Raw genomic sequence first — 21,684 nt, forward strand, 5'->3', positions numbered from 1 at the left:
AAGTTGCAATGGCTTTTCCGTCTCTACTGGGATTTAGACCGAACCGGCTATTTAAATGCGGATGACGAGGTCCGGGATGAATCGAGGATTCTCAAAACTCATTTCGGAAGCAACCCGAGAAGACCCTGAATCAAGTGCGTAACCACGAGGATTGGCTATTACGCGACAGCCTCCGACTTGATAGTCGGCATTGTCATGGCAGTGTCCGTGCATCCAAAACTGTGCACGACCGAGTAAGTCGCTTAAATTACTCACAAACCCGGGATTCGACGGGCTTCCCTGATATTTTTCGTTGATTGAAAAAGGGTGCGGTGCGTGGTGGGTTACTACGACCGTTTGTCCATTGAAAGGTTTATATAATTCTAATTCCAGCCAAGAACGAGCATTTTAGTGTTGTTCCAATGCTAACTGCGCTGTAAATGGTCCGGCACCCGACGAAATTGCCCTTCGGTCGTGTAGGTGGCTGTCGCAATAATCCTGCGCCCTACGCCGACTTTCTAGGTCTGAGCCATAAAGTTGATAATCTGTCCAGAGAGTGCAGCCTAATATACGTAGCTCACCAGTTACGAAAGATTCTCGTTCGAGAAAATGTATTGAAGTCCCTTTCGAGTCCGATTCCAATTCTTGGAGGACTGTGTCGAAAATACCGTCGTAAAACTCGTGGTTGCCGGCGACATAAATGACCGGGACCGGCCAGTCTCTGAAAAGACTAAATGCTGTTGAGCCGTTGTGGATATCGCCTGCCAAGACCAGAAGCTCCGCATCCGGCGCGGGCTCGATAAGCCGCTCGCGTGGAAAATTGCGGTTTATCATTTCAAGGTGAAGGTCTGACGCTAACTGGATTTGCATAATTATCTGACTCGGCGTTGTTCGCTTATGACCATCGATGCACTACTGGCACGTGTCTGTCTATAAAGGCCAAGGTATCAGCAGCTGGCGGTTCGCTACGTGACGTGGTCGGCGCCGCAGTAGCTATTTCGGATTTATATATTAATTTTTGATAAACGGTAGTGTGCGATGTCGTCGGACTCATCAAAGGACGCCTGCACTCTGAGGGCGTGAGGTCGAAGGGACATTCGAGTTACTTTCGGCGGCGCTCTTGTTTGGAGAATTTGTCCATTCGAGCGTGACTTGCCAGGTGAACTTTTAGCCCCTCAACTTGCGCATAGGCCGTGAATCCACAGCGCGACCGGCTCGTGCACCAGTTCCGGCAAATGACTGACGAAACCGGCTGACACGCGGTCTTCGGCATACCGTTCAGCGAGACTCAGCCGATGCGGCGCGTGATGCGTGACGACGATGGTCTTGCCGCCGAACGGCTTCGCCAGTTCGTCTTCCAGCCACGCGCGCGCGTGGCGGTGCAGCGCGAGCGAATCGTCGGGGGAGAAATCGCGGGTGGCGTCGCGGGTATCGTGCGGCCAGTTCATCTGGATCAGCCCTTTGAAATCGAGCATGACCCGCCGCGATGCGTCGATCGATCCGGCCAGAGCCTGCGGGTTCGATCCGTATAGCGCGAAGTCAGTCCACAAAGTCGTGCCGAGCACGCGCCATTCGCCGTGCGGATCGACCAGCGCCGCGTTATTCAGCACATGAACATTGTCGACCTGCGCCGCCGCGTCGTAGAGCGCCGTTTCGAGCGCACCGAACTCGCCGTCGTAATACTCGTGATTGCCCGGCACGTAGACCACCGGCACGGCGCCGTCGAAGGTCTGCGCCGCCCAGCGCGGCCCGGCCGCGTGATTGTGGATGTCGCCGGCCAGCACGATCAGATCGGCGTGCGCGTGCGGCACCAGCTCGGGTTCGTCGTTTTCCAGATGCAGATCGGACAGCACTCGAATCTTCACGAAGACGGCTCCTGCAACGGCCTCCGCGCGGGGCAGCGGAGGCTCTTCAGATACCTAGCGTAGCACCTTGCCCGGGTTCATCAGGTTTAGCGGATCGAGCGCGTGTTTGACGGCGCGCATCATTTGCACCTCGACGTCCTGCTTGTAATGCGCGGCCTCGTCGATCTTCAACTGACCCAGCCCGTGCTCGGCGCTGATGCTGCCACGATGCGCATGCACGTTGTCGTAGACGATCTTGTTGATCGGGCTCTGGTACTGCTTGAGGAACGTCTTCGCGTCGACGCCTTCGGGCGCCTGCACGTTGTAGTGCAGATTGCCGTCGCCCAGATGCCCGAACGTCACCATGCGCGCGCCCGGCGCGGCTTGCGCGACCGCCGCGTCAGTGGCCTCGATAAAGTGACCGATGCGCGAGATCGGCACCGAGATATCGTGCTTGATGTTCAAACCTTCCTCGGCCTGCGCGAGCGGAATATGCTCGCGCAAATTCCAGAACGCCTGCGACTGCGTAAGGTTTTCCGCGACCACCGCGTCTTCCACGAGCCCTTTTTCGAGCGCCGTTTCCATCAGACGCTCAAACAGCGCGCGTGCGTGTTCCTCGCTTTCGCTGTCCGACAATTCGAGCAGCACGACCTGCGCATGCGATCCGGCGAATGGATAACGCATCTGCTCGAAATGCCGGCCGACCAGCCGTAGACAGAAATCCGACATCAGTTCGAAGCCAGTGAGCAGCGGCCCGGCGACACTTTGCGTGAGCGACAGAAAATCGAGCGCCGCGTGGGGCGACGCCAGCGCGGCGAGCGCCGTAACACGCGCGGCAGGTTGCGGATGCAGCTTGAGCACGGCTGCGGTGATGATGCCGAGCGTGCCTTCCGCGCCGATGAACAGGTCGCGCAGATCGTAGCCCGTGTTGTCCTTGCGCAGTCCGCGCAGCCCGTCCCACAACTCGCCTTGCGGCGTGACCACTTCGAGGCCCAGACACAGTTCGCGTGTGTTGCCGTAGCGCAGCACACCGGTGCCTCCCGCGTTGGTCGCGAGATTGCCGCCGATCGTGCAGCTGCCTTCGGCGGCGAGGCTCAACGGGAACAGCCGGCCGGCTTCCTCCGCGTGCCTTTGCACGTCGGCGAGAATCACGCCGGCTTCGACGGTGATCGTGTTGTTATGCGGATCGATGTCACGCACGCGATTCAGGCGCCGCAAGCTGACGACCGCCTGCGCGCCGCTCGCGTCGGGAGTGGCGCCGCCGGCGAGACCCGTGTTGCCGCCTTGCGGCACCAGTGCGACGCGATGCCCGGCCGCGAGTTTGACGAGCGCCGCGACTTCAGCGGGCGTGCCGGGGCAGAGCACCGCACAGGCCGCGCCGGTGTAGCGGCGGCGCCAGTCGGTGAGATACGGGGCGGTGTCGTGCGGATCGGTCAGCACCTGGGCTGCACCGATGGCGTCGCGGCAGGCGTCGAGGAAAGCGGTCTGGGTCATGATGGTCGGTCAGCGGATAGGGGCTGAGGATCTGGCGAATGGTTGGGTGGGGCGCGCGGCTGTCATCGGGCTGCGTCTGACGGTCGAGCGGGCGATGCGCCGGGGGCGTTGCCGTTGCCGTTGTCGGCGGTCGGGCGAGATGCTGCCAGCGTTGTTTCGGCGCTTGTTGCGTGAGATGCAGCGCGCGCCGTGGTATGTGCTCCGGCTTGTTGCGCATCCTCTTCCGCCGGGTGTCCGCTGGCCTGCGAAGCCGATTGCCCGTCGGCCTGTGAGGTCGCCTGTGACGTATTCGGCAAAGCCGTGTCTGAAGCCTTCCGTTTCGTAGCCCACTTGGCCGCTCGCTTGAACGGCCCGACATAAGCCAACGTGCAGACGAAAAACACCACCGCAAGCGCCGCCTGCAACCAGCCCAGACGCGCACTCAGGCCACGATCGCTCCAGCCGCGCACGACGCCCTCGGCGAAATACAGCAGGATCAGCATCGACGCCCATTGCAGCGTGTAAAGGCGTCGCCGCCAGACGCCCGGCAATGCGAGCACAAGCGGCACCGCCTTGAGCACGAGCGCCGACCCTCCCGGACGCAACGGCGCGAGCCACCATTCCCACGCTACGGACAGAACGATCAGCGCAATCAACGCAGCGCTCGCCCCGAGCGCGGCAACCGGGTTGGCCCGAACCGGCACAGCGGCGGCGCGCAGCGACGCCTTCATCGCGGAATTCGCATCCGGCGTGCCGGTCGATTCGACGTCCGGCCCGGTGCTCACGGCCTTTCGCTCATGGATGCTGCCGTGCGCGCGACGCGTGCGCCGAGTGCGATGGCGAGGTTTTTTTCGTCCGCGGAAATGCCCTGGCCAGCCGTGCCCGCACGCGCGAAATGTGACGCGCCGTATGGTGTGCCGCCGGTTTGCGTGGTGCTCAACGCGCTCTCCGTGTACGGGATGCCGACAATCAGCATGCCGTGATGCAGAAGCGGCAGCATCATCGAGAGCAAGGTGGATTCCTGGCCGCCGTGCAGACTGCCCGTGGACGTGAACACGCAACCAGGCTTGCCGGACAGTGCGCCCGAAAGCCATTGCGGCGTGGTGCCGTCGAGAAAGTATTTGAGCGACGCCGCCATGTTGCCGAAGCGGGTGGGCGAGCCGAGCGCGAGACCCGCGCACTCTTCCAGATCGCGCAACTCGACGTAGGGCGGGCCTTCGGCCGGAATGTCCGGCTGGGTCGCTTCGCAGACGGTGGAAACCGGCGGCACCGTGCGCACGCGCGCCTGCATGCCGGGGACGCTGTCGACGCCGTGCGCGATCGCCAGCGCAAGCTCGCGCGTGGCGCCGTGACGGCTGTAATAGAGCACGAGAATGTCTTTCATAGGCCTCATCGGTGAACGGGTATTATAGGGGCTGGGTCCGCGCGAGAGGCCACTGCAAGCCATTCGTAGCCATTCGGCCAGGTCCGGCCGGGGTCGTGAAATAAGTCCTGAAACACCGGTTCAGAAAGCAAGGAGGTGGGTTTGTTGTCCAGGGTGCGTTTTGATCTTGACACGCTCAAACGGCTCGCGCGGTTTGCTGCGCAGCGTATTAGCGAAGACCGCATTCCGCAGGTGGCCGGCAGTCTCACGTTCACAGCAATGCTCGCGCTCGTGCCGCTTGCCACGGTGGCGTTCGCGCTGTTCACCGCCTTCCCGATTTTCAGCTCCTTCCAACAGTCGCTGCAGTTTTTTCTCGCCGACCATCTGATGCCGGAGCAGCTGAACAGTCAGATTTTCAAATATCTGAACCAGTTCGCGTCGAAGGCGAAAGGGCTGACCACGATCGGCATGATCCTGCTGTTTCTCACGGCAGTGATGACCATGATGACCGTCGAGTCCGCGTTCAATGTGATCTGGCGGGTGCGCAAGGCGCGGCCCATCGCGCAGCGCATTCTCGTGTACTGGGCAATCATCACGCTGGGTCCGCTGCTGATCGGCGTGAGCCTGTCGATTTCCTCGTACGTGTTCACGCAATCCATGACGTTCACGGCGGCGCAGCGCATGACGCCGGTCATCGAGTGGGCGCTCACAGGCGCGGCGCTTCCGCTTACCGCGGTGGCTTTCACGATTCTTTATGTGTATCTGCCGAACTGCCGGGTGCAGTGGCGTGATGCGGTAATCGGCGGCGTGACCGCAGCGATCGCTTTCGAGTTGGCGAAGCGCGGTTTCGGCTATTACGTGCGGCGTATTCCGACTTATACGGCGGTGTACGGTGCGTTCGCCGCCGTCCCGTTGTTCCTGTTGTGGATGTATCTGTGCTGGTTCATCACGCTGGCGGGCGCGATGATCGCATCGGCATTGCCGGCTATTCGCATCGGTCAGTTTCATCGGCCCACGTTCGAGGGCAGCAATCTGTTCGATTCGCTCGAATTGCTCGCGCGGCTTTCGGAAGCACGCGACGCCGGCAAGCGCGGCTACACGATGCCCGAGCTTGCACGCATGCTTCGCCGCGATATGGACATCACGGTGAATCTGCTGCAGAAACTCGAGGAGATCGAATGGATCGCGCGTCTGGAAGAAGACGGCGCACGTCCGCATTTTCTGTTGCTGGCGAATCCGGCGCAGATCACGGTGGAACAGTTGTTCGACCTGTTCATCGTCGATCGCGCAGAGCTTCAGTATCAGCTCGAACTCGAATCGACACGGGTGGATAGCGGGACGCTTTTAACCGCGCTCGACAACGACAGGTTGAAGGTGACGCTGGCCGCGTTACTCGCGGCGCGCGCGACGGCTCGCGCGGCACGCACTGGCGAAAGTGAACCCGCTGAAACTACGATGCCGCATCAAACGGCGTGATGCGATTTGAGATTTGCCGGGGGCGCTACGCAACGCTCGACTGCAAAACAGTCGGACCAGGCAAAACAGGCGGCCTGTCCACAAGCCGCCGCAAAACTACAACGAAATCCTGCCGACGCAAATGTCCTTGAACATTACCCAGTCGCCCATCAGGCTGTAAAGCGGATGACGGAAGGTGGCCGGCCGGTTTTTCTCGAAGAAGAAATGGCCGACCCACGCAAAGCCGTATCCGCAGATAACGGCCGCCGGTAGCCACAGCCAGTCGCCGGTGGCGAGCGCCATCGCGAGACAGCCGATCACGCCGAGCGACCCGACGAAATGCAGCCGCCGCGACACGAGGTTGCGATGCTCGCTCAGGTAGTACGGATAGAACTCCGCGAAACTCGCGAAGTGATCGGTATGTGCGGTTTGAGCCATGACGGCCTCCGTATGGACGCTTTTCTACGCTGTTACCCGTCGCTCCCAGTTGCTTCAACACATGCCGGATGCGTGACGCATCTGGTTGAAACAGAACGGGTTTGAGCCATTGTGCGGCTATCGGGCCAGGTGCGCAACCTGGCCATCCGGCTAATGGCGCGGCTCATTCAACGTAGATATCCTGAGCACTCGCCGGCCCTTTATTTCGCTTCCCTGAACGGGCGGGAAGCCAGGCTGAAGAGGGCGTCGAGCGTGGCGTCGGGTTGCTCGGTCATCAACGCGTGGCCCGCGTCGAGTGTGAGCGTGTCGACCGTAACGCCGGCCTGGGCAAGCGTGTCGGCGACTGCTTTGGCGGCGCGTGGCGGAGTCATCGCGTCGCGCCTTCCGACGATCAGCCGCGTGGCGCAGCGCACCTGAGCGGCGCGGGCGAGGCCGTCCGCGTAAGTGTTGCAGGCAGTGAAGTCGGTGTGGAACAGGTGCGGTTCGCCGCTTGCCGAAACACGCTCCATCAGGCGCTGGTTCATGCCGTGCAGCCAGAAGCCGGGACCGGGAGAGGAGGGCTTTGCGGCGAGCGTCGAATGCGACCATTGGTTGACCATGCCGATCGCATCCGCTTCACGATTCAGCGCGGCGTCGAGCAATGCATCGGAAACGGCCATCGGCACTGCGGTTGCTAGCAGCGCGAGGTGCGTAACGCGCAGCGGATAGCGGCCGGCGAAGTCGAGCGCGATCAGCGACCCCATGCTGTGTCCCGCGACGAACGCGCGTTCCACGCCGGCGGCATCGAGCAGCGCGGCCAGCCAGTCGGCCATGTCTGCCACGGTGGTAAGCGCCGGGCCGTCGCTGCGGCAATGGCCAGGCAGGTCGACGGCGAGCACGCTGAAGCCGTGGTGCGCGAAATAGCGGCTTTGCAACGCCCACACGCTGTGATCGTGCTCTGCGCCGTGGATGAATACCGCCGTGGGCAGGCTTGCATCGAACGGTTTGCCGCCGGTGTACGCGTACGCGGCTTTGTGTTGAACGGTGAGGATCATGCGGACTCCGGGCGGGTCTGGGGCGCGGCGCCAGCGGGTTTTTGTGTCGCCTTCTGCGCCACCTTCAGCGCGCGCTTGAGGTCGTCGATCAGATCGTCCGGGTCTTCGAGACCGATCGACAGACGGATCGTGCCTTCGGCAATGCCCGCGGCGGCGAGCGCGGCGGCGTCCATCCGGAAGTGCGTCGTCGATGCGGGGTGAATCACGAGCGAGCGCGCGTCGCCGACATTCGCCAGGTGCGAGAACAGCGACAACGCTTCGATGAAGCTGCGTCCGGCCGCACGGTCACCGCGCAGATTGAAGCTGAACACTGCCCCGGCGCCGCGCGGCAGCAGTCGTTGCGCGAGTGCGTGGTCGGGGTGCGTCGGCAATTCCGGGTACGCAACGCTTTCGACCGCGGTGTGAGCGGCCAGAAATTCGACCACACGACGTGTGTTCGCGACGTGCCGCTCCATCCGCAACGGCAGCGTCTCGATGCCTTGCAGCAATTGCCATGCGGCCTGTGGATGCAGGCAGGCACCGAAGTCGCGCAGACCCTCGCGGCGCGCGCGCAGCAGGAACGGCGCGACGGTGCTTTCCTCGGTGAACACCATGCCGTGAAAGCCGTCGTAGGGCTCGGTGAATTCGGGGAAGCGCCCCGACGCGTCGAAGTCGAACGTACCGCCGTCCACCAGCACGCCGCCGATCGTCGTCCCGTGTCCGCCGAGGAATTTGGTCGCCGAGTGATAAACGAAATCGGCACCGTGTTCGAACGGTTTGAGCAGCCACGGCGTCGTGAAAGTCGAGTCGACCAGTAACGGCACGCGGTGCTCGTGCGCGATCTGGGCGACGGCGGCGATGTCGAGCACATCGAGGCCCGGGTTGCCTAGCGTCTCGCCGAACAGCAGTCGCGTATTGGGACGCAGCGCGGCACGCCATGCGTCGTGGTCGCCGGGTTTGACAAAGGTCGTCTCGATGCCAAAGCGTCGCAGTGTGTAGTGCAGCAGGTTATGCGAGCCACCATACAACGCGCTGGACGCGACGATGTGCGAGCCCGCGCCCATCAGCGTCACGATGGCCAGATGCAAGGCCGCCTGGCCGCTGGCCGTGCCGATTGCGCCCGCGCCGTTTTCGAGTGCGGCGACGCGTTCTTCGAATACGGCGACGGTCGGGTTCGAGATCCGCGAATAAACGTGACCGGCGCGCTCCATGTTGAAGAGCGCGGCGGCGTGATCCGAATCGCGAAACGAGAACGATGTGGTCTGGTAAATCGGCGTGGCGCGTGCGCCGGTGGCGGGGTCGGGGGCGGCGCCGGCATGCAGCGCAAGCGTATCGAAACGGTTGGCGGACATCGTGGACGGCGGGGCCACGAGCGGCCTCGCGAAGGGTGAAAGTGGCGGCCATGCTATCACCGGCATCGGCGGCTTCAAGCGCGGTTTTCCCGAGGCACGGGCGCGAAACAATGCGGTTTGCCGCCCGCGGATGCCCGCTGCGCCTTGGTGGGCGGGCCGCTTTCCTTTTACGGGCCTTTCCGCTAGGATCGAAAATCATTCATTGCATTGCCAGCTAGCGGGTATCACGGAGACAGATCATGCGAGTCAGCGACATTCTTAAAGTCAAAGGCAACACCCTTTTCACGGTCACACCGGATACCACGCTTCACGAAGCCGTCAATGCGATGGCCGAGCACGACATCGGCTCGCTGGTGGTGATGGAATACGGCGATCTGGTCGGCATGCTGACGTTCCGCGAAATCATTCAGACGCTCAGCAAGAACGGCGGCAGCGTCGGCACTTCCACGATTCGCAAGGTCATGGACGACCACCCGCTCACCTGCACGCCGGAAACGGACGTCAACGAAGTGCGCCGCATGATGCTCGAGCATCACGTGCGTTATCTGCCAGTGCTCGAAAGCCGCACGCTGATGGGCGTGATCTCGTTCTACGACGTTGCGAAGGCGGTGGTCGAGGAGCAGGGTTTCGAAAACCGCATGCTCAAGGCATATATCCGCGATTGGCCGGAAGAGCAGCAGGAACAGCAACCGGCGCGTTAATGTCCGGTCACTTACCGGCGCGCTCGGGCCATGGCCGTGAGCGCGAAAATGCAGCCAGGGCGTGCGCGAAAGCGCGCGCTTTTTTTGTGTCCGCTCGCACGGCGCGCGGTATGAAAGCATCGATGCGCGACGCGCGAGTTTGCCTCGCGAATCGGCCGTCACCCGTTCAGGGTAAATCGCGTGTACGTGGCGCCGGCCACTGCGCTTCTACCGCTTACGTCCGCGTTGTTCTTCTGGTCTAACTTTCCACTTCATGAGCGATAGCCCGTTACCCGCCGCCCGTCGCGCCACCCGCGCGCACGAGGCGCACGAATCGCAGTTCCGGCTGCTCGGTCAGCGCCGTTTCGCGCCGTTTTTCTGGACCCAGTTTCTCGGCGCGATGAACGACAACGTGTTCAAGATCGGCTTCACGTCGCTCGTCACGTATCAGGCGGCACGCTTTTCGGGCGTCGATCCGGCCACTGCCGCGTTCCTGATTTCGGCGATTTTCATCCTGCCGTTCGTGCTGCTGTCGGCCACTTCCGGCCAGATCGCCGACAAGTACGACAAGGCGATGCTCACGCGCTTCGTCAAGACCTTCGAAATTGCGGTGATGCTGATCGGCGGCGCGGGTTTCTGGCTGCATAGCGCACCGCTGCTGTACTTGTGCACGTTTCTGATGGGCGTCCACTCGACCGTCTTCGGCCCGGTCAAGTACTCGTATCTGCCGCAGCATCTGTCGAAACCGGAGCTGGTGGGCGGCAACGGGCTGGTCGAGATGGGCACGTTCGTCGCGATTCTGGTCGGCACCATCATCGGCGGTGCGGGGGCGGGGCTGGTCGAGCACGGCGCGGTCGTGCTGGCCTGCGCGTGCGTCGCGATTGCGCTGATCGGCCGTGTCGTATCGAACTTCGTGCCGGTCACGCCCGCGCCGCAGCCCGATCTGCGCATCAACTGGAATCCGTTCAGTGAGACGTGGCGCAATCTGAAGCTCGCGCGCGAAAACCGTACCGTGTTCCTGAGCCTGCTCGGCATTTCGTGGCTGTGGTTTATCGGCGCGACGTTTTTGTCGTCGTTTTTCAGTTTCGCGAAGAACGTGCTGTCGGCGAATCCGGATGTCGTGACCGTCCTGCTCGGCACGTTCTCGTTCGGCATCGGGCTGGGGTCGCTGCTGTGCGAAAAGCTCTCCAAGCGGCGCATCGAAATCGGTCTCGTGCCGCTCGGCTCGATCGGCATGAGCGTGTTCGCGATCGACCTGTTTTTCGCGAGCCACGCATTGCCGCCGGGAGGGCATCTGTTGAGCGTCGGCGAATTTATGGCACGGCCCGCGCATTGGCGTGTGCTGGCCGACCTGTTTCTGCTCGCGATGTTCGGCGGCTTTTACAGCGTGCCGCTTTACGCGTTAATCCAGAGCCGCAGCCAGCCGAGCCACCGGGCGCGCATCATCGCCGCGAACAATATTCTGAATTCGCTGTTCATGATCGTTTCGTCGCTGATGGCGATCGGCCTGACGGCGGCGGGCTTCAGCATTCCGGCGATTTTTCTCGTCACCGCGTTGCTGAATATCGTCGTGGCGACCTATATCTATTCGCTGGTGCCGGAGTTTCTGCTGCGCTTTATCGCGTGGATGCTGGTGCACACGTTTTACCGGATCCGGCTGGTGCATGCAGAGCGGATTCCCGAGGAGGGCGCGGCCGTGCTCGTGTGCAACCACGTGAGTTTCGTCGATGCCATCGTCATCATGGCCGAGAGCCCGCGGCCGATCCGTTTCGTGATGGATCACCAGATTTTCAAATCGCCGTTCGCGGGCTGGGTGTTCCGTCACGCGAAGGCGATTCCGATCGCCCCGGCGCATCAGGACGCGGCGCTGCTCGCGCAGGCCTATGAGCGCTGCGCGCAGGCGCTCGCCGAGGGTGAGCTGGTTTGCATTTTCCCGGAAGGCAAGCTCACGCGGACGGGCGAAATGAACCCGTTCCGTCACGGCGTGACTGAGATTATCAAACGGACGCCGGCGCCGGTCATTCCGATGGCGCTGCGCGGCTTGTGGGGCAGCGTGTTCTCGCGGGCGAACGACGCGCGCTGGCCGCGGCCGATCCAGAAGGGCGTGATGAGCCGGTTGAGCCTTGCCGTGGGCGAGCCGATTGATCCCGCGCAGGCGACGCCTGAGAAGTTGCAGGAGATCGTGACTGAGTTGCGCGGCGCGCGGAAGTGACGGGGCGGGTGCGGCTGGTGAGTGCCGTTGCCGGGCGTACCTGTCAGGCAAATCCCACCCGGTGCCCCACCCACTCCTGGCCAATCGGCCAGAACCACCGGGCGGCAAGGCCCAGACGCCACAGGGCTGGCATAATAGCGTTCTCCCCGCATTTCTTTGGACGACGCCCATGTCCGGCAACACACTCGGTACGCTTTTCACTGTCACGACCTTTGGCGAATCGCACGGCCCCGCTATCGGCTGCGTGATCGACGGCTGCCCTCCGGGCATGGCGCTCAACGAAGCCGACATCCAGCTCGAACTCGACCGCCGCAAGCCGGGCACGTCGCGCCATGTCACGCAGCGTCAGGAAGAAGACAAGGTCGAAATCCTGTCGGGTGTGTTCGAAGGACAAACTACCGGCGCACCGATCGCGCTGCTGATCCGCAACACCGACCAGCGCAGCAAGGACTACGGCAACATCGTCGACACCTTCCGTCCCGGCCACGCCGACTACACCTACTGGCAAAAATACGGCATCCGCGACTATCGCGGCGGCGGCCGTTCGTCGGCGCGTCTCACGGCACCCACGGTTGCAGCGGGCGCGGTCGCGAAGAAGTGGCTGCGCGAGAAGTTCGGCACCGAGATTCGCGGCTACATGGCGGCGCTCGGCGAGATCGATGTGCCGTTCGTCGACTGGGCGCACGTACGAGAAAACCCGTTCTTCGTGCCGAATGCCGACATCGTGCCGCAACTCGAAACCTACATGGATGCGCTGCGCAAAGACGGCGACTCGATTGGCGCGCGTATCAACGTCGTGGCGTCGGGCGTGCCGGTCGGTTTGGGCGAGCCGCTGTTCGACCGGCTCGATGCAGACATCGCGCATGCCATGATGGGCATCAATGCGGTGAAGGGCGTCGAGATCGGCGCGGGTTTCGCGAGCGTCGCGCAACGCGGCTCGGTGCACGGCGACGAACTGACGCCGGAAGGCTTTGTCGGCAATCACGCTGGCGGTGTACTCGGCGGCATTTCGACCGGGCAGGACATCACCGTGTCGATCGCGATCAAGCCGACTTCGAGCATCCGCACGCCGCGCCGTTCGATCGACAAGGCGGGCAATCCGGCTGTCGTCGAAACCTTTGGGCGGCATGACCCGTGCGTCGGCATTCGTGCCACGCCGATCGCCGAATCGATGCTTGCACTGGTGCTGATCGACCACGCGCTGCGTCATCGTGCGCAGTGCGGCGACGTCGCCGTCACCACCCCGAAGATCGCGGCCAGCGCGCCTTGATCGCCGTTATCTGACGACTTCTGCTTCTCAACGCCACGCGCCGCGCGCGGAGTCGTCATGTCCAATCTGAATGCCGATGACCAGGTGGCGTGCCGCCTGGCGGCGTTGCACGCGCGTGCGTCGTCGCCGGATGCTACGGCGGCTGAGTTTTTAGCCTTCGGTCTGCTGGCGGTGCAACGCGCGGGGCGTGACAAAAACCGTCAACGCGAGGCACTCGCTGCGCTAGTGCGCGCTTATCAACTCGATCCCGCCTGCGAGCCATCACTGCTCAGCACGATTGCGCAGACGGCGTTTGTCGTGCGCGACTGGGCGCTGCTCGATTCCGCGACCGGGATTCTGCTCGCCCATAACGCCGGGGACGTCAACGCGCTGGTCTGGCGCGCGGCCACGGTCCAGCAGCGCAACGACTTCGACTCCGCCGAGGATCTGCTGCGGGAAGCGGCGCGCGTCGCGCCCTGCAATCATGTGGTACTTCACAAGCTGGCTTTGTGCGTCAAGGAACAGGCACGTTTCGCCGAAGCCGAGGCGTTGCTCAACCACGTGCTGTCCATCTCGCCGGATAACGCCCATGCGTTGTTCGATCTGTCCGAACTCGAAATTCGCAGTGCACGTTTTGCTCAAGGCTGGCAGCACTACGAGTCACGCACCGCATTCGCCGACGACCTGAATAACGCGCAGACCGCGCTCGCCGCGATCAGCGCGCACTGGCAGGGCGAATCGCTGGCCGGCAAGACGCTGGTCGTCTATGGCGAGCAGGGCAATGGCGACTGCCTGTGGGCCGTGCGCTTTCTGCCGCTGCTGGCCGAACGGGCGCGGCGCGAAGGAGGGCGCGTGATATTCGGTCACGACGGGCCGTTGCGGCATTTGTTCGAGCGCATTTTGCCCGCGGATTTGCCGATAGAAACCAGTCTCGAAACGCGCCCCGATTTTCATTGCGGGCTGATGAGCCTGCCGCTGCGCCTCGGTATCGTCGACTCGACTGGCTGGGGCGCGCCTTATCTGCAAGCCGATTCCGAGCTGGTGCAAACGTGGCGTGAGCGCGTCGACGCGCACATGGCCGCGACGTGCGGCGGCAATCGCAAAGTGGGTCTGGTGTGGAACGGCAATCCGGAGCATATCCGCGACATGCGGCGCTCGGTGCCCATCGGCCAACTCGAGCCGTTATTGGATGTGCCGGGTGTCAGCTATTTCGCGTTGTCGCCGGGACGGGGTGAAACGGTCGCGCAGTGGCGTGCGAAAGGGCTCGATGTCGTCGACATGACCGGGCATTTCCAGGCCGGTTTCGACGGTGTCGGCGCGTTGCTGGCGAATCTGGATCTCGTCGTGACGATCGACAGCGGCCCCGCACATCTGGCGGGCGCGCTCGGCGTACCGACCTGTCTGATGATCGATCACGTTTCCGCGTGGTTCTGGGGCGACGATTCGGCGCGAACGGCCTGGTATGACTCGATCGAGGTGTTTCGGCAGCCGCGAATCGGCGACTGGACGCCGGTCGTGGCGAAGGTGCGGAAAAAAATCGAAGCGTTGACGCGCGGTTGAAAGACCTGATCTTCGCAACGCCGACAAACAGGACGGCGTCGCGAAGTCATGCAAAAACCTGCTTACATATTCGGATAGTTCGGACCGCCGCCACCTTCCGGCGTCACCCATACGATGTTCTGCGTCGGGTCCTTGATATCGCACGTCTTGCAATGCACGCAGTTCTGCGCGTTGATCACGAGGCGCTCGGTGTTGTCGTCGTTCTTCACGAATTCATACACCGCAGCCGGGCAGTAACGCGCTTCCGGGCCCGCATAGGTCTGCCAGTTCACGTTCACCGGCACCGACGGGTCTTTCAGCGTCAGGTGAGCCGGCTGATTCTCTTCGTGATTCGTGTTCGAGATGAACACCGACGAGAGCCGGTCGAACGTCAGCTTGCCATCCGGCTTCGGATACGTAATCGGCTTGCATTGCGAAGCCGGTTTCAGCATCTCGTGGTCCGAGTGCTGATGATGCAGCGTCCACGGCACGTTGCCGCCCAGCAGCTTCTGCTCGATGCCGACCATCAGCGTGCCCAGGTACAGGCCCTTGCTCATCCACTGCTTGAAGTTGCGCGCGCGATGCAATTCGGTATGCAGCCACGACGTTTTGAAGCTCTCCGGGTAGGCCGTGAGTTCGTCGCTGGTGCGGCCTGCCTGCACGGCGTCGAAAGCGGCTTCGGCGGCCAGCATGCCAGTCTTGATCGCCGCGTGCGAACCCTTGATGCGCGACGCGTTCAGGAAGCCCGCATCGTCGCCGACCAGCGCGCCACCCGGGAACACCAGCTTCGGCAGCGACATCAGGCCGCCCGCGGTAATCGCGCGCGCGCCGTACGACACGCGCTTGCCGCCTTCGAGCACGGCGCGGATCGCCGGATGCGTCTTGTAGCGCTGGAATTCCTCGAACGGCGACAGATATGGATTCGAATAACCGAGGCCGACCACGAAGCCCACCACCACCTGGTTATTGTCCATGTGATAGAGGAACGAGCCGCCGTACGTGTCGTTCTCCAGCGGCCAGCCGGCCGTGTGCATCACCAGACCCGGCTTGTGCTTCGACGGATCGATTTCCCACAGTTCCTTGATGCCGATACCGTAGACCTGCGGATCGACGCCTTCGCGCAGCTTGAATTTATCGTTCAGCTGACGGCCGAGGTGCCCGCGCGCGCCTTCGCAGAAGAGCGTGTACTTCGCGTGCAATTCCATGCCGAGCTGGAAGTTTTCGGTCGGCTCGCCGTCCTTGCCGATACCGAGGTTGCCGGTGGCGACACCTTTGACCGAACCGTCGTCGTTATAAAGAATCTCGGCAGCGGGAAAGCCCGGGAAGATCTCGACGCCCAGCGCCTCAGCCTGCTGACCGAGCCAGCGCGTGACGTTGGCCAGCGAAATAACGTAGTTGCCGTGGTTCTTGAAGTTGTCCGGCAGCGCCCACACCGGCACGCTCTTCGAGCCCGTTTCGGTCAGGAACAGGAACTTGTCTTCGGTCACATCGACCGTCAGCGGCGCGCCTTTTTCCTTCCAGTCCGGGATCAGTTCGGTGATCGCGCGCGGATCCATCACCGCGCCCGACAGGATATGAGCCCCGATCTCCGAGCCTTTTTCCAGCACGCACACGCCTAGCTCGACGCCTTTTTCAGCCGCCAGCTGCTTCAGGCGGATCGCGGCGGACAGGCCAGCCGGGCCGCCGCCTACGATCACGACGTCGTATTCCATCGACTCGCGTGGACCGTATTGCTCAATGAGACTTGCGGGGGTCATTGATGCTCCTCTTACCGTTAGAATGCTTTTTTCGGGATCGTATTGTGGGCGAACGACTCCCGCACTGCAACCAGATGAGCAAAGATTAGCACGATCGTTCTATTTCTATGATACGGTATTGACCCGCATCGACAAGTCTTACCGTACCTGTCCACCGCATCTGTCTTTACTACCGAACAAGGAACGACAATGGGCCGTTCGATCAATCTGGAAGGCAAGGTCGCGCTGATCACCGGCGCTTCGAGCGGGTTGGGGAAGCGCTTTGCTCAGGTGCTGTCGCAGGCGGGCGCCAAGGTCGTGCTGGCGAGCCGGCGCACTGAGCGTCTAAAGGAATTGCGCGCCGAGATCGAGGCGTCGGGCGGCGCGGCGCATGTGGTTTCGCTCGACGTGACCGACTATCAGAGCATCAAGTCGGCAGTCGCCCATGCGGAAACCGAGGCCGGCACGATCGACATTCTGGTTAACAACTCCGGTGTATCGACTACGCAGAAGCTGTCGGAAGTCACGCCCGCCGACTTCGAATACGTGTTCGATACGAACACGCGCGGCGCGTTTTTCGTCGCGCAGGAAGTTGCCAAGCGCATGATCATGCGCGGCAACGGTGCGCAGAAGCCGTCATACCGAATCATCAATATTGCGTCGATGGCGGGTTTGCGTGTGCTGCCGCAAATCGGCCTCTACTCGATGAGCAAGGCGGCCGTCATCCACATGACGAAGGCGATGGCGCTGGAGTGGGGCAAGCACGGCATCAACGTGAACGCGATCTGCCCCGGCTATATCGATACTGAGATCAACCATCACCACTGGTCGACCGAGCAGGGGCAAAAGCTGGTGTCGATGCTGCCGCGTCATCGGGTCGGCAAGCCCGACGATCTGGACGGGCTGTTACTGCTGCTCGCCGCTGACGAATCGCAGTTCATCAACGGCTCGGTGATCGCCGCCGACGACGGTTTCGGGCTCGCCTGAGGCCGTCGCGCGTATTTGTCCAAACCCGAAGAAAGTGTTTTGCATGCACCGGCCTTTTCACGCGGAGGGGGCGGCGTTATGTTTGCAGCACGCTGGTTTCAGCACTTTAAAGTAACGAGAAGAACGGAAGTACGATGAGCGATTTTCACGCAGTTTTCGAAATGTCGATGCCGATCCGCTGGGGCGACATGGACGCCTTCGGCCATGTGAACAACACGGTCTATTTCCGCTATATGGAGCAGGTGCGGATTTCGTGGTTCGAACAATTGGGCATGGCCGGCAGCAACGCGGACGGGCAGGGGCCGGTGATCGTCAACGCGTCGATGGAATTTTTGAAGCAACTGCACTATCCCGGCGACGTAATCGGCCGGATGACGGTTGCCACGCCTGGCCGCAGCAGTTTCGACACGGGCTTTGAACTGGTGCGCGCCGACGATCCTCACACGGTTTATGCGCGCGGTGGGGCGCGTTGCGTATGGATCGATTACGCGGCGGGCAAGTCGGTGCCGGTGCCCGATCTGCTGCGCGAAACCATCGAGCGGGCAGCGCTGGTCAAAGCGGCCTGACTTCCTTCTTCAATTACCTAGCAGCCGCTGCAGCAGTTCGGTTGCATTCCCCGTATCGTATTTACGCATCAGCCGCGCCCGGTAGACGTCGACCGTGCGCGGGCTGATCTCCAGCACGCGGCCAATCTGCTTGCTGGTTTTGCCCGTCACCAGTTGCGCGGCGATCTCACGTTCGCGCGGCGTCAATTCCACGGCGACACGCCGCGTCGCGCTTAAATCCTCGAAAGTCCAGACGCCCGCTGCGTGCGCGTCGGCGCGTTGCTGCGCGCGTCCTGTCACGTGACACCAGAATAATTCGCCATTGGCGCGCTTCATGATGCGGTCGTCCGCGTAACTGCCTTGCGCGGTCATGATGGGCGGAATTCGTGCGCCGATCCGCTCGAATTCGTCCGCCGACGGGTAGAGCACCTGGAACGACTGTCCGAGCAGCGCCTCGCGCGTGGTGCCGAAAATCGACGCCAGCTCGTCGTTGCAGTCTTCGATTTTGCGTTCGCGCGACAGCACGAGTCCGATCGGGGCAAGGTGAAACGCGGTTCGGTAATCCAGGGCAGGCATGGGTTGGCGGCAAGTACTTATGTAGTTTTGCGTATTGTGCCGTATGGCGCGCGCAGCGTACTCTTTCGGGCACATGACAACGCGGCGAGAGCGTCCGCGGCGGGCATCGGGCGCAGTCAGGGCAACCTGAGCGCACAGCCTGCCGGGGATGACTAGAATGACGTGTCGAGCCAGGCTCGAACAACGCCATGAGAGCCGTAACGATCCGGATTCGGGTTTCCATAAAGGAAGGGACATACTGATGAATAAGGTCTATCCAGGCGCCGCCGAGGCGCTGAAAGACATCGTCAAGGACGGCCAGACGTTCGCCGTCGGCGGCTTCGGGCTGTGCGGCATTCCGGAGGCGCTGATCGGTGCGCTGCGCGATTCGAAGGTGCAGGGCATTACCTGCATCAGCAACAACGCGGGCGTCGACGGTTTTGGCCTCGGTTTGCTGCTCGAAACGCGCCAGGTCAAGAAAATGATTTCGTCGTACGTCGGCGAGAACAAGGAGTTCGAGCGCCAGTATCTGGCTGGCGAACTCGAACTCGAATTCACGCCGCAGGGCACGCTCGCCGAGAAGCTGCGCGCGGGCGGCTCGGGCATTCCGGCGTTCTTTACCAATACCGGCTACGGCACGCTGATCGCCGAGGGCAAGGAAACCCGCCAGTTCGGCGAGAACCACTACGTGCTCGAACATTCGCTGACCGCCGACGTCGCGCTCGTGAAAGCGTGGAAGGCCGACAAGTCGGGCAACCTGATCTATCGCCGCACCGCGCGCAACTTCAACCCGATGTGCGCGATGGCCGGCAAGATCACGGTCGCCGAAGTCGAGGAGATCGTTGAGGTAGGCGAACTCGATCCGGACGCGATCCATACGCCAGGCATCTTCGTGCAGCGCATCGTGCTGAATGCGCATCCGGAAAAACGCATCGAACAACGCGTTATCCGCGCGAAAGGAGACTGATCATGGCATGGACTCGTGACGAAATGGCCGCGCGCGCGGCGAAGGAATTGCAGGACGGTTTTTACGTGAACCTCGGTATCGGCTTGCCCACCCTGGTGGCCAATCACGTGCCGGCCGGCGTCGAAGTGTGGCTGCAGTCGGAGAATGGGCTGCTCGGTATCGGCCCGTCGCCGACCGAAGAGGAAGTGGACGCCGACCTGATCAACGCGGGCAAGCAGACGGTCACCACGCTGCCGGGTTCGTCGATTTTTTCGTCGGCGGATTCGTTCGCGATGATTCGCGGCGGCCACATCAACCTGGCGATTCTGGGCGCGATGCAGATCAGCAAGAAGGGCGATCTGGCGAACTGGATGATCCCCGGCAAGATGATCAAAGGTATGGGCGGCGCGATGGATCTGGTCGCGGGCGTCAAGCGCGTGGTCGTGCTGATGGAGCACGTCGCGAAGGGCGACCAGCACAAGATTCTGGAAGAATGCACGTTGCCGCTGACGGGTGTGGCTGTCGTCGATCAGATCATCACGGACCTCGGCGTGATCGAAGTGACGGAAGATGGTTTGAAGCTGACGGAACTGGCTCCGGGCGTGACGGTCGAGGAAATCAAGGCCAAGACTGGCGCACCGCTCGATGTGAGCGCGGTGAGCTGAGTAGGTGGGCTTAGGCTCGTTTTGACGAGCAACTGGTGGCAAACTGGTTTGTGAAGCGGGCAGGACGCGAGTCTTGCCCGCTTTGCTTTTTGCGGAGGTTTTTCCCTCGATTCCTGGGGCGTCCTAGGCCGTTCGGACGATCCTTGTCGCGCGGCAAAGCGGTTTACAATCGTTTGAAGATTGAGTGCCTGTCTGTTCCGTTTGATACCGTTCGATCCCGGCCGTGCCGGGGCCAATTCCGCAGCGCTTTTGCAAGGAACCCAGATGACCGCAACGACATCCGCTTCCAACACCGGGCGGCTCGCGCCGCGCCAGCGTCACGTGCAGTGCGCGAGCGGAGGTGGCCTGCATCGCGTCGCCTACACCGAATGGGGCGACCCGGACAATCCGCGCGTGCTGCTGTGTGTGCACGGATTGACCCGCTCCGGGCGCGATTTCGATCGTGTCGCCGAGGAATTTGCCAGCACGTATCGCGTGGTGTGCCCGGACGTCGCGGGGCGGGGCTTGTCATCGTGGCTCGCGAACCCAAACTTCTATAGCGTGCCGCAATACGTTGCCGACATGGTCACGCTGATCGCACGGCTGAACGTCGAAACGGTCGACTGGTTCGGCACGTCGATGGGAGGTTTGATCGGCATGGCGCTCGCGGGCCTGCCCGACACGCCAATCCGCAAGCTGTTGCTGAACGACGTCGGCCCGCATCTGGAGCCTGTGGCCGTGCAGCGTATCGGCGATTACCTTGGCAAGCCCGTGCAGTTCGAAACGCTTCAACAGGGTATCGACTACGCCGCGTTGCTCGCGCAGACATTCGGTCCGCTGTCGCCGGACGAATGGCGGGAGATCAACACGCCGCTGTTGCACGAGAAGGGTGGTGCCTGGCGTTTGCGTTACGACCCGCGTATCGCGCAGCCTTTTACCGCGATAACTGAAGAATCCGCGAAGCTCGGCGAGGTCGCGCTATGGCATTCGCTAGCGTCGTTTCAAGGGCCCGTTCTGGTAGTGCGGGGTGAGCACTCCGATCTGCTCTCGCGTGAAACGGTGAGCAGAATGGTCGAAGCAGGCAAGGCGGTTTCGAGCGTGGAGATTGCCGGGGTCGGGCACGCACCGGCGTTTCTCGCGGCCGACCAGATTGACATCGCGCGGCAGTTCTTTATCGGTCAGACGCTTGACGCGTCATAATATGCGGTTTCGCGCGGCGCCCACGCGGGGCGTCATGCGAGATGCATGCCCGTTAATTTTCAACCAAATTCAGGACTCTCCATGGCAGTTATCCGTCATTACGTCGACAAGCGCCTCTCGGAAATCGCCGTGCATAACGGTACCGTGTACCTCGCGGGCCAGATCGCCGAAGACACGGATCAGGGCATCACGGGTCAGACGCGCGAAGTGCTCGGCCATATCGACCGTCTGCTGGGCGAAGTGAACAGCGACAAGGCGCATCTGCTGTCGGTGCAGATCTACATCGCGGACATGGAACACTTTGCCGGCATGAACGCCGTGTGGGACGAGTGGGTCGCGCAAGGCAACACGCCGCCGCGCGCTACGGTCGAGGCGAAGCTGGCGAACCCGAAGTGCCTCGTCGAGATCGTCGTGGTCGCTGCGCAGCGTTAAGCGCCCGTTGTCGTTATTGAAACCCTTTTGATTCGTCTGGCC

The 21,684-nt window shown here is 62.2% G+C and carries 19 protein-coding genes and 2 pseudogenes; 11 read left to right on the forward strand and 10 right to left on the reverse strand.

Features of this window, described 5'->3' with window-relative positions:
* Positions 1 to 387: 387 nt before the first annotated feature.
* The 5 genes and pseudogenes from ABH945_RS03740 to wrbA all read right to left on the reverse strand — a co-directional run bounded on the left by ABH945_RS03740 (position 388) and on the right by wrbA (position 4,680).
* A complete protein-coding gene (locus tag ABH945_RS03740; RefSeq protein ID WP_429249761.1) occupies positions 388 to 849 on the reverse strand; it encodes a metallophosphoesterase in 462 nt (153 codons plus the stop codon).
* Between the two features lie 320 nt (positions 850 to 1,169).
* A pseudogene (locus ABH945_RS03745) lies at positions 1,170 to 1,844 on the reverse strand (metallophosphoesterase); the annotation flags it as partial.
* A gap of 54 nt (positions 1,845 to 1,898) precedes the next feature.
* Complete coding sequence (locus ABH945_RS03750) at positions 1,899 to 3,317, reverse strand: FAD-binding oxidoreductase (RefSeq protein ID WP_429249762.1); 1,419 nt, start codon at positions 3,315 to 3,317, stop codon at positions 1,899 to 1,901.
* 296 nt (positions 3,318 to 3,613) lie between these two features.
* A pseudogene (locus tag ABH945_RS03755) lies at positions 3,614 to 4,027 on the reverse strand (DUF2069 domain-containing protein); the annotation flags it as partial.
* A 50-nt stretch (positions 4,028 to 4,077) separates the two neighbouring features.
* Positions 4,078 to 4,680, reverse strand: coding sequence for an NAD(P)H:quinone oxidoreductase (gene wrbA, locus ABH945_RS03760; RefSeq protein WP_074764703.1), 603 nt, complete (start codon positions 4,678 to 4,680; stop codon positions 4,078 to 4,080).
* Positions 4,681 to 4,821: 141 nt separating this feature from the next.
* On the opposite strand from wrbA, the gene ABH945_RS03765 reads away from it, so the two are divergent.
* Positions 4,822 to 6,135, forward strand: coding sequence for a YihY family inner membrane protein (locus ABH945_RS03765; protein WP_083379959.1), 1,314 nt, complete (start codon positions 4,822 to 4,824; stop codon positions 6,133 to 6,135).
* A 96-nt stretch (positions 6,136 to 6,231) separates the two neighbouring features.
* Here ABH945_RS03765 and ABH945_RS03770 read toward each other — a convergent pair whose 3' ends face one another.
* From ABH945_RS03770 to ABH945_RS03780, 3 genes are all read right to left on the reverse strand, one after another.
* On the reverse strand, positions 6,232 to 6,552 hold the full coding sequence (locus ABH945_RS03770; protein WP_074764701.1) for an Mpo1-like protein: 321 nt from the start codon (positions 6,550 to 6,552) through the stop codon (positions 6,232 to 6,234).
* Positions 6,553 to 6,752: 200 nt separating this feature from the next.
* Positions 6,753 to 7,586, reverse strand: a complete 834-nt coding sequence (locus ABH945_RS03775) for an alpha/beta fold hydrolase (RefSeq protein ID WP_429249763.1) — start codon at positions 7,584 to 7,586, stop codon at positions 6,753 to 6,755.
* Positions 7,583 to 8,917: an O-acetylhomoserine aminocarboxypropyltransferase gene (locus ABH945_RS03780; protein ID WP_429249764.1), complete on the reverse strand. Its 1,335-nt coding sequence runs from the start codon at positions 8,915 to 8,917 to the stop codon at positions 7,583 to 7,585. Before ABH945_RS03780 ends, ABH945_RS03775 begins: the two co-directional genes overlap by 4 nt.
* A gap of 239 nt (positions 8,918 to 9,156) precedes the next feature.
* Between ABH945_RS03780 and ABH945_RS03785 the strand changes: the two genes are divergently transcribed.
* The 4 genes from ABH945_RS03785 (at position 9,157) to ABH945_RS03800 (ending at position 14,618) form a co-directional block, all read left to right on the forward strand.
* Complete coding sequence (locus ABH945_RS03785) at positions 9,157 to 9,618, forward strand: CBS domain-containing protein (RefSeq protein ID WP_074764697.1); 462 nt, start codon at positions 9,157 to 9,159, stop codon at positions 9,616 to 9,618.
* A gap of 253 nt (positions 9,619 to 9,871) precedes the next feature.
* Positions 9,872 to 11,809 carry an MFS transporter gene (locus ABH945_RS03790; RefSeq protein WP_429249765.1) on the forward strand — a complete coding sequence of 646 codons (1,938 nt, stop codon included), beginning with the start codon at positions 9,872 to 9,874 and terminating at the stop codon, positions 11,807 to 11,809.
* A gap of 169 nt (positions 11,810 to 11,978) precedes the next feature.
* Positions 11,979 to 13,079, forward strand: coding sequence for a chorismate synthase (aroC, locus tag ABH945_RS03795; RefSeq protein ID WP_074764687.1), 1,101 nt, complete (start codon positions 11,979 to 11,981; stop codon positions 13,077 to 13,079).
* 57 nt (positions 13,080 to 13,136) lie between these two features.
* A complete protein-coding gene (locus tag ABH945_RS03800; RefSeq protein WP_429249766.1) occupies positions 13,137 to 14,618 on the forward strand; it encodes a glycosyltransferase family 9 protein in 1,482 nt (493 codons plus the stop codon).
* Positions 14,619 to 14,680: 62 nt separating this feature from the next.
* Here ABH945_RS03800 and ABH945_RS03805 read toward each other — a convergent pair whose 3' ends face one another.
* Positions 14,681 to 16,354 (reverse strand): electron transfer flavoprotein-ubiquinone oxidoreductase, encoded by a 1,674-nt coding sequence (locus tag ABH945_RS03805; protein WP_429249767.1) that lies wholly within the window; start codon positions 16,352 to 16,354, stop codon positions 14,681 to 14,683.
* A gap of 189 nt (positions 16,355 to 16,543) precedes the next feature.
* Between ABH945_RS03805 and ABH945_RS03810 the strand changes: the two genes are divergently transcribed.
* Together ABH945_RS03810 and ABH945_RS03815 are read left to right on the forward strand one after the other, a co-directional pair.
* Entirely contained in the window at positions 16,544 to 17,320 is a 777-nt protein-coding gene (locus ABH945_RS03810; protein ID WP_074764681.1) for an SDR family oxidoreductase, read from the forward strand.
* A 134-nt stretch (positions 17,321 to 17,454) separates the two neighbouring features.
* On the forward strand, positions 17,455 to 17,886 hold the full coding sequence (locus ABH945_RS03815) for an acyl-CoA thioesterase (protein WP_074764679.1): 432 nt from the start codon (positions 17,455 to 17,457) through the stop codon (positions 17,884 to 17,886).
* Between the two features lie 9 nt (positions 17,887 to 17,895).
* Here the strand turns inward: ABH945_RS03815 and ABH945_RS03820 are convergent, their stop codons facing one another.
* A complete protein-coding gene (locus ABH945_RS03820) occupies positions 17,896 to 18,441 on the reverse strand; it encodes a LuxR C-terminal-related transcriptional regulator (RefSeq protein WP_074764677.1) in 546 nt (181 codons plus the stop codon).
* 241 nt (positions 18,442 to 18,682) lie between these two features.
* Between ABH945_RS03820 and ABH945_RS03825 the strand changes: the two genes are divergently transcribed.
* From ABH945_RS03825 to ABH945_RS03840, 4 genes are all read left to right on the forward strand, one after another.
* Positions 18,683 to 19,387: a CoA transferase subunit A gene (locus ABH945_RS03825; protein ID WP_074764675.1), complete on the forward strand. Its 705-nt coding sequence runs from the start codon at positions 18,683 to 18,685 to the stop codon at positions 19,385 to 19,387.
* Positions 19,388 to 19,389: 2 nt separating this feature from the next.
* Positions 19,390 to 20,031 carry a CoA transferase subunit B gene (locus ABH945_RS03830; protein ID WP_429249768.1) on the forward strand — a complete coding sequence of 214 codons (642 nt, stop codon included), beginning with the start codon at positions 19,390 to 19,392 and terminating at the stop codon, positions 20,029 to 20,031.
* A gap of 264 nt (positions 20,032 to 20,295) precedes the next feature.
* Positions 20,296 to 21,210, forward strand: coding sequence for an alpha/beta fold hydrolase (locus ABH945_RS03835; RefSeq protein ID WP_429249769.1), 915 nt, complete (start codon positions 20,296 to 20,298; stop codon positions 21,208 to 21,210).
* 81 nt (positions 21,211 to 21,291) lie between these two features.
* A complete protein-coding gene (locus tag ABH945_RS03840) occupies positions 21,292 to 21,642 on the forward strand; it encodes a RidA family protein (protein ID WP_429249770.1) in 351 nt (116 codons plus the stop codon).
* The last annotated feature ends 42 nt before the right edge of the window (positions 21,643 to 21,684 follow it).

Origin of the sequence: Paraburkholderia sp. GAS333 (assembly GCF_050435665.1) — a bacterium.
Classification (GTDB): domain Bacteria; phylum Pseudomonadota; class Gammaproteobacteria; order Burkholderiales; family Burkholderiaceae; genus Paraburkholderia; species Paraburkholderia fungorum_A.

Coding starts and splice junctions, on each gene's coding strand:
- ABH945_RS03740 (WP_429249761.1), bottom strand. CDS start 849: ATGCAAATCCAGTTAGCGTCAGACCTTCACCTTGAAATGATAAACCGC.
- ABH945_RS03750 (WP_429249762.1), bottom strand. CDS start 3,317: ATGACCCAGACCGCTTTCCTCGACGCCTGCCGCGACGCCATCGGTGCA.
- wrbA (WP_074764703.1), bottom strand. CDS start 4,680: ATGAAAGACATTCTCGTGCTCTATTACAGCCGTCACGGCGCCACGCGC.
- ABH945_RS03770 (WP_074764701.1), bottom strand. CDS start 6,552: ATGGCTCAAACCGCACATACCGATCACTTCGCGAGTTTCGCGGAGTTC.
- ABH945_RS03775 (WP_429249763.1), bottom strand. CDS start 7,586: ATGATCCTCACCGTTCAACACAAAGCCGCGTACGCGTACACCGGCGGC.
- ABH945_RS03780 (WP_429249764.1), bottom strand. CDS start 8,917: ATGTCCGCCAACCGTTTCGATACGCTTGCGCTGCATGCCGGCGCCGCC.
- ABH945_RS03785 (WP_074764697.1), top strand. CDS start 9,157: ATGCGAGTCAGCGACATTCTTAAAGTCAAAGGCAACACCCTTTTCACG.
- ABH945_RS03790 (WP_429249765.1), top strand. CDS start 9,872: ATGAGCGATAGCCCGTTACCCGCCGCCCGTCGCGCCACCCGCGCGCAC.
- aroC (WP_074764687.1), top strand. CDS start 11,979: ATGTCCGGCAACACACTCGGTACGCTTTTCACTGTCACGACCTTTGGC.
- ABH945_RS03800 (WP_429249766.1), top strand. CDS start 13,137: ATGTCCAATCTGAATGCCGATGACCAGGTGGCGTGCCGCCTGGCGGCG.
- ABH945_RS03805 (WP_429249767.1), bottom strand. CDS start 16,354: ATGACCCCCGCAAGTCTCATTGAGCAATACGGTCCACGCGAGTCGATG.
- ABH945_RS03810 (WP_074764681.1), top strand. CDS start 16,544: ATGGGCCGTTCGATCAATCTGGAAGGCAAGGTCGCGCTGATCACCGGC.
- ABH945_RS03815 (WP_074764679.1), top strand. CDS start 17,455: ATGAGCGATTTTCACGCAGTTTTCGAAATGTCGATGCCGATCCGCTGG.
- ABH945_RS03820 (WP_074764677.1), bottom strand. CDS start 18,441: ATGCCTGCCCTGGATTACCGAACCGCGTTTCACCTTGCCCCGATCGGA.
- ABH945_RS03825 (WP_074764675.1), top strand. CDS start 18,683: ATGAATAAGGTCTATCCAGGCGCCGCCGAGGCGCTGAAAGACATCGTC.
- ABH945_RS03830 (WP_429249768.1), top strand. CDS start 19,390: ATGGCATGGACTCGTGACGAAATGGCCGCGCGCGCGGCGAAGGAATTG.
- ABH945_RS03835 (WP_429249769.1), top strand. CDS start 20,296: ATGACCGCAACGACATCCGCTTCCAACACCGGGCGGCTCGCGCCGCGC.
- ABH945_RS03840 (WP_429249770.1), top strand. CDS start 21,292: ATGGCAGTTATCCGTCATTACGTCGACAAGCGCCTCTCGGAAATCGCC.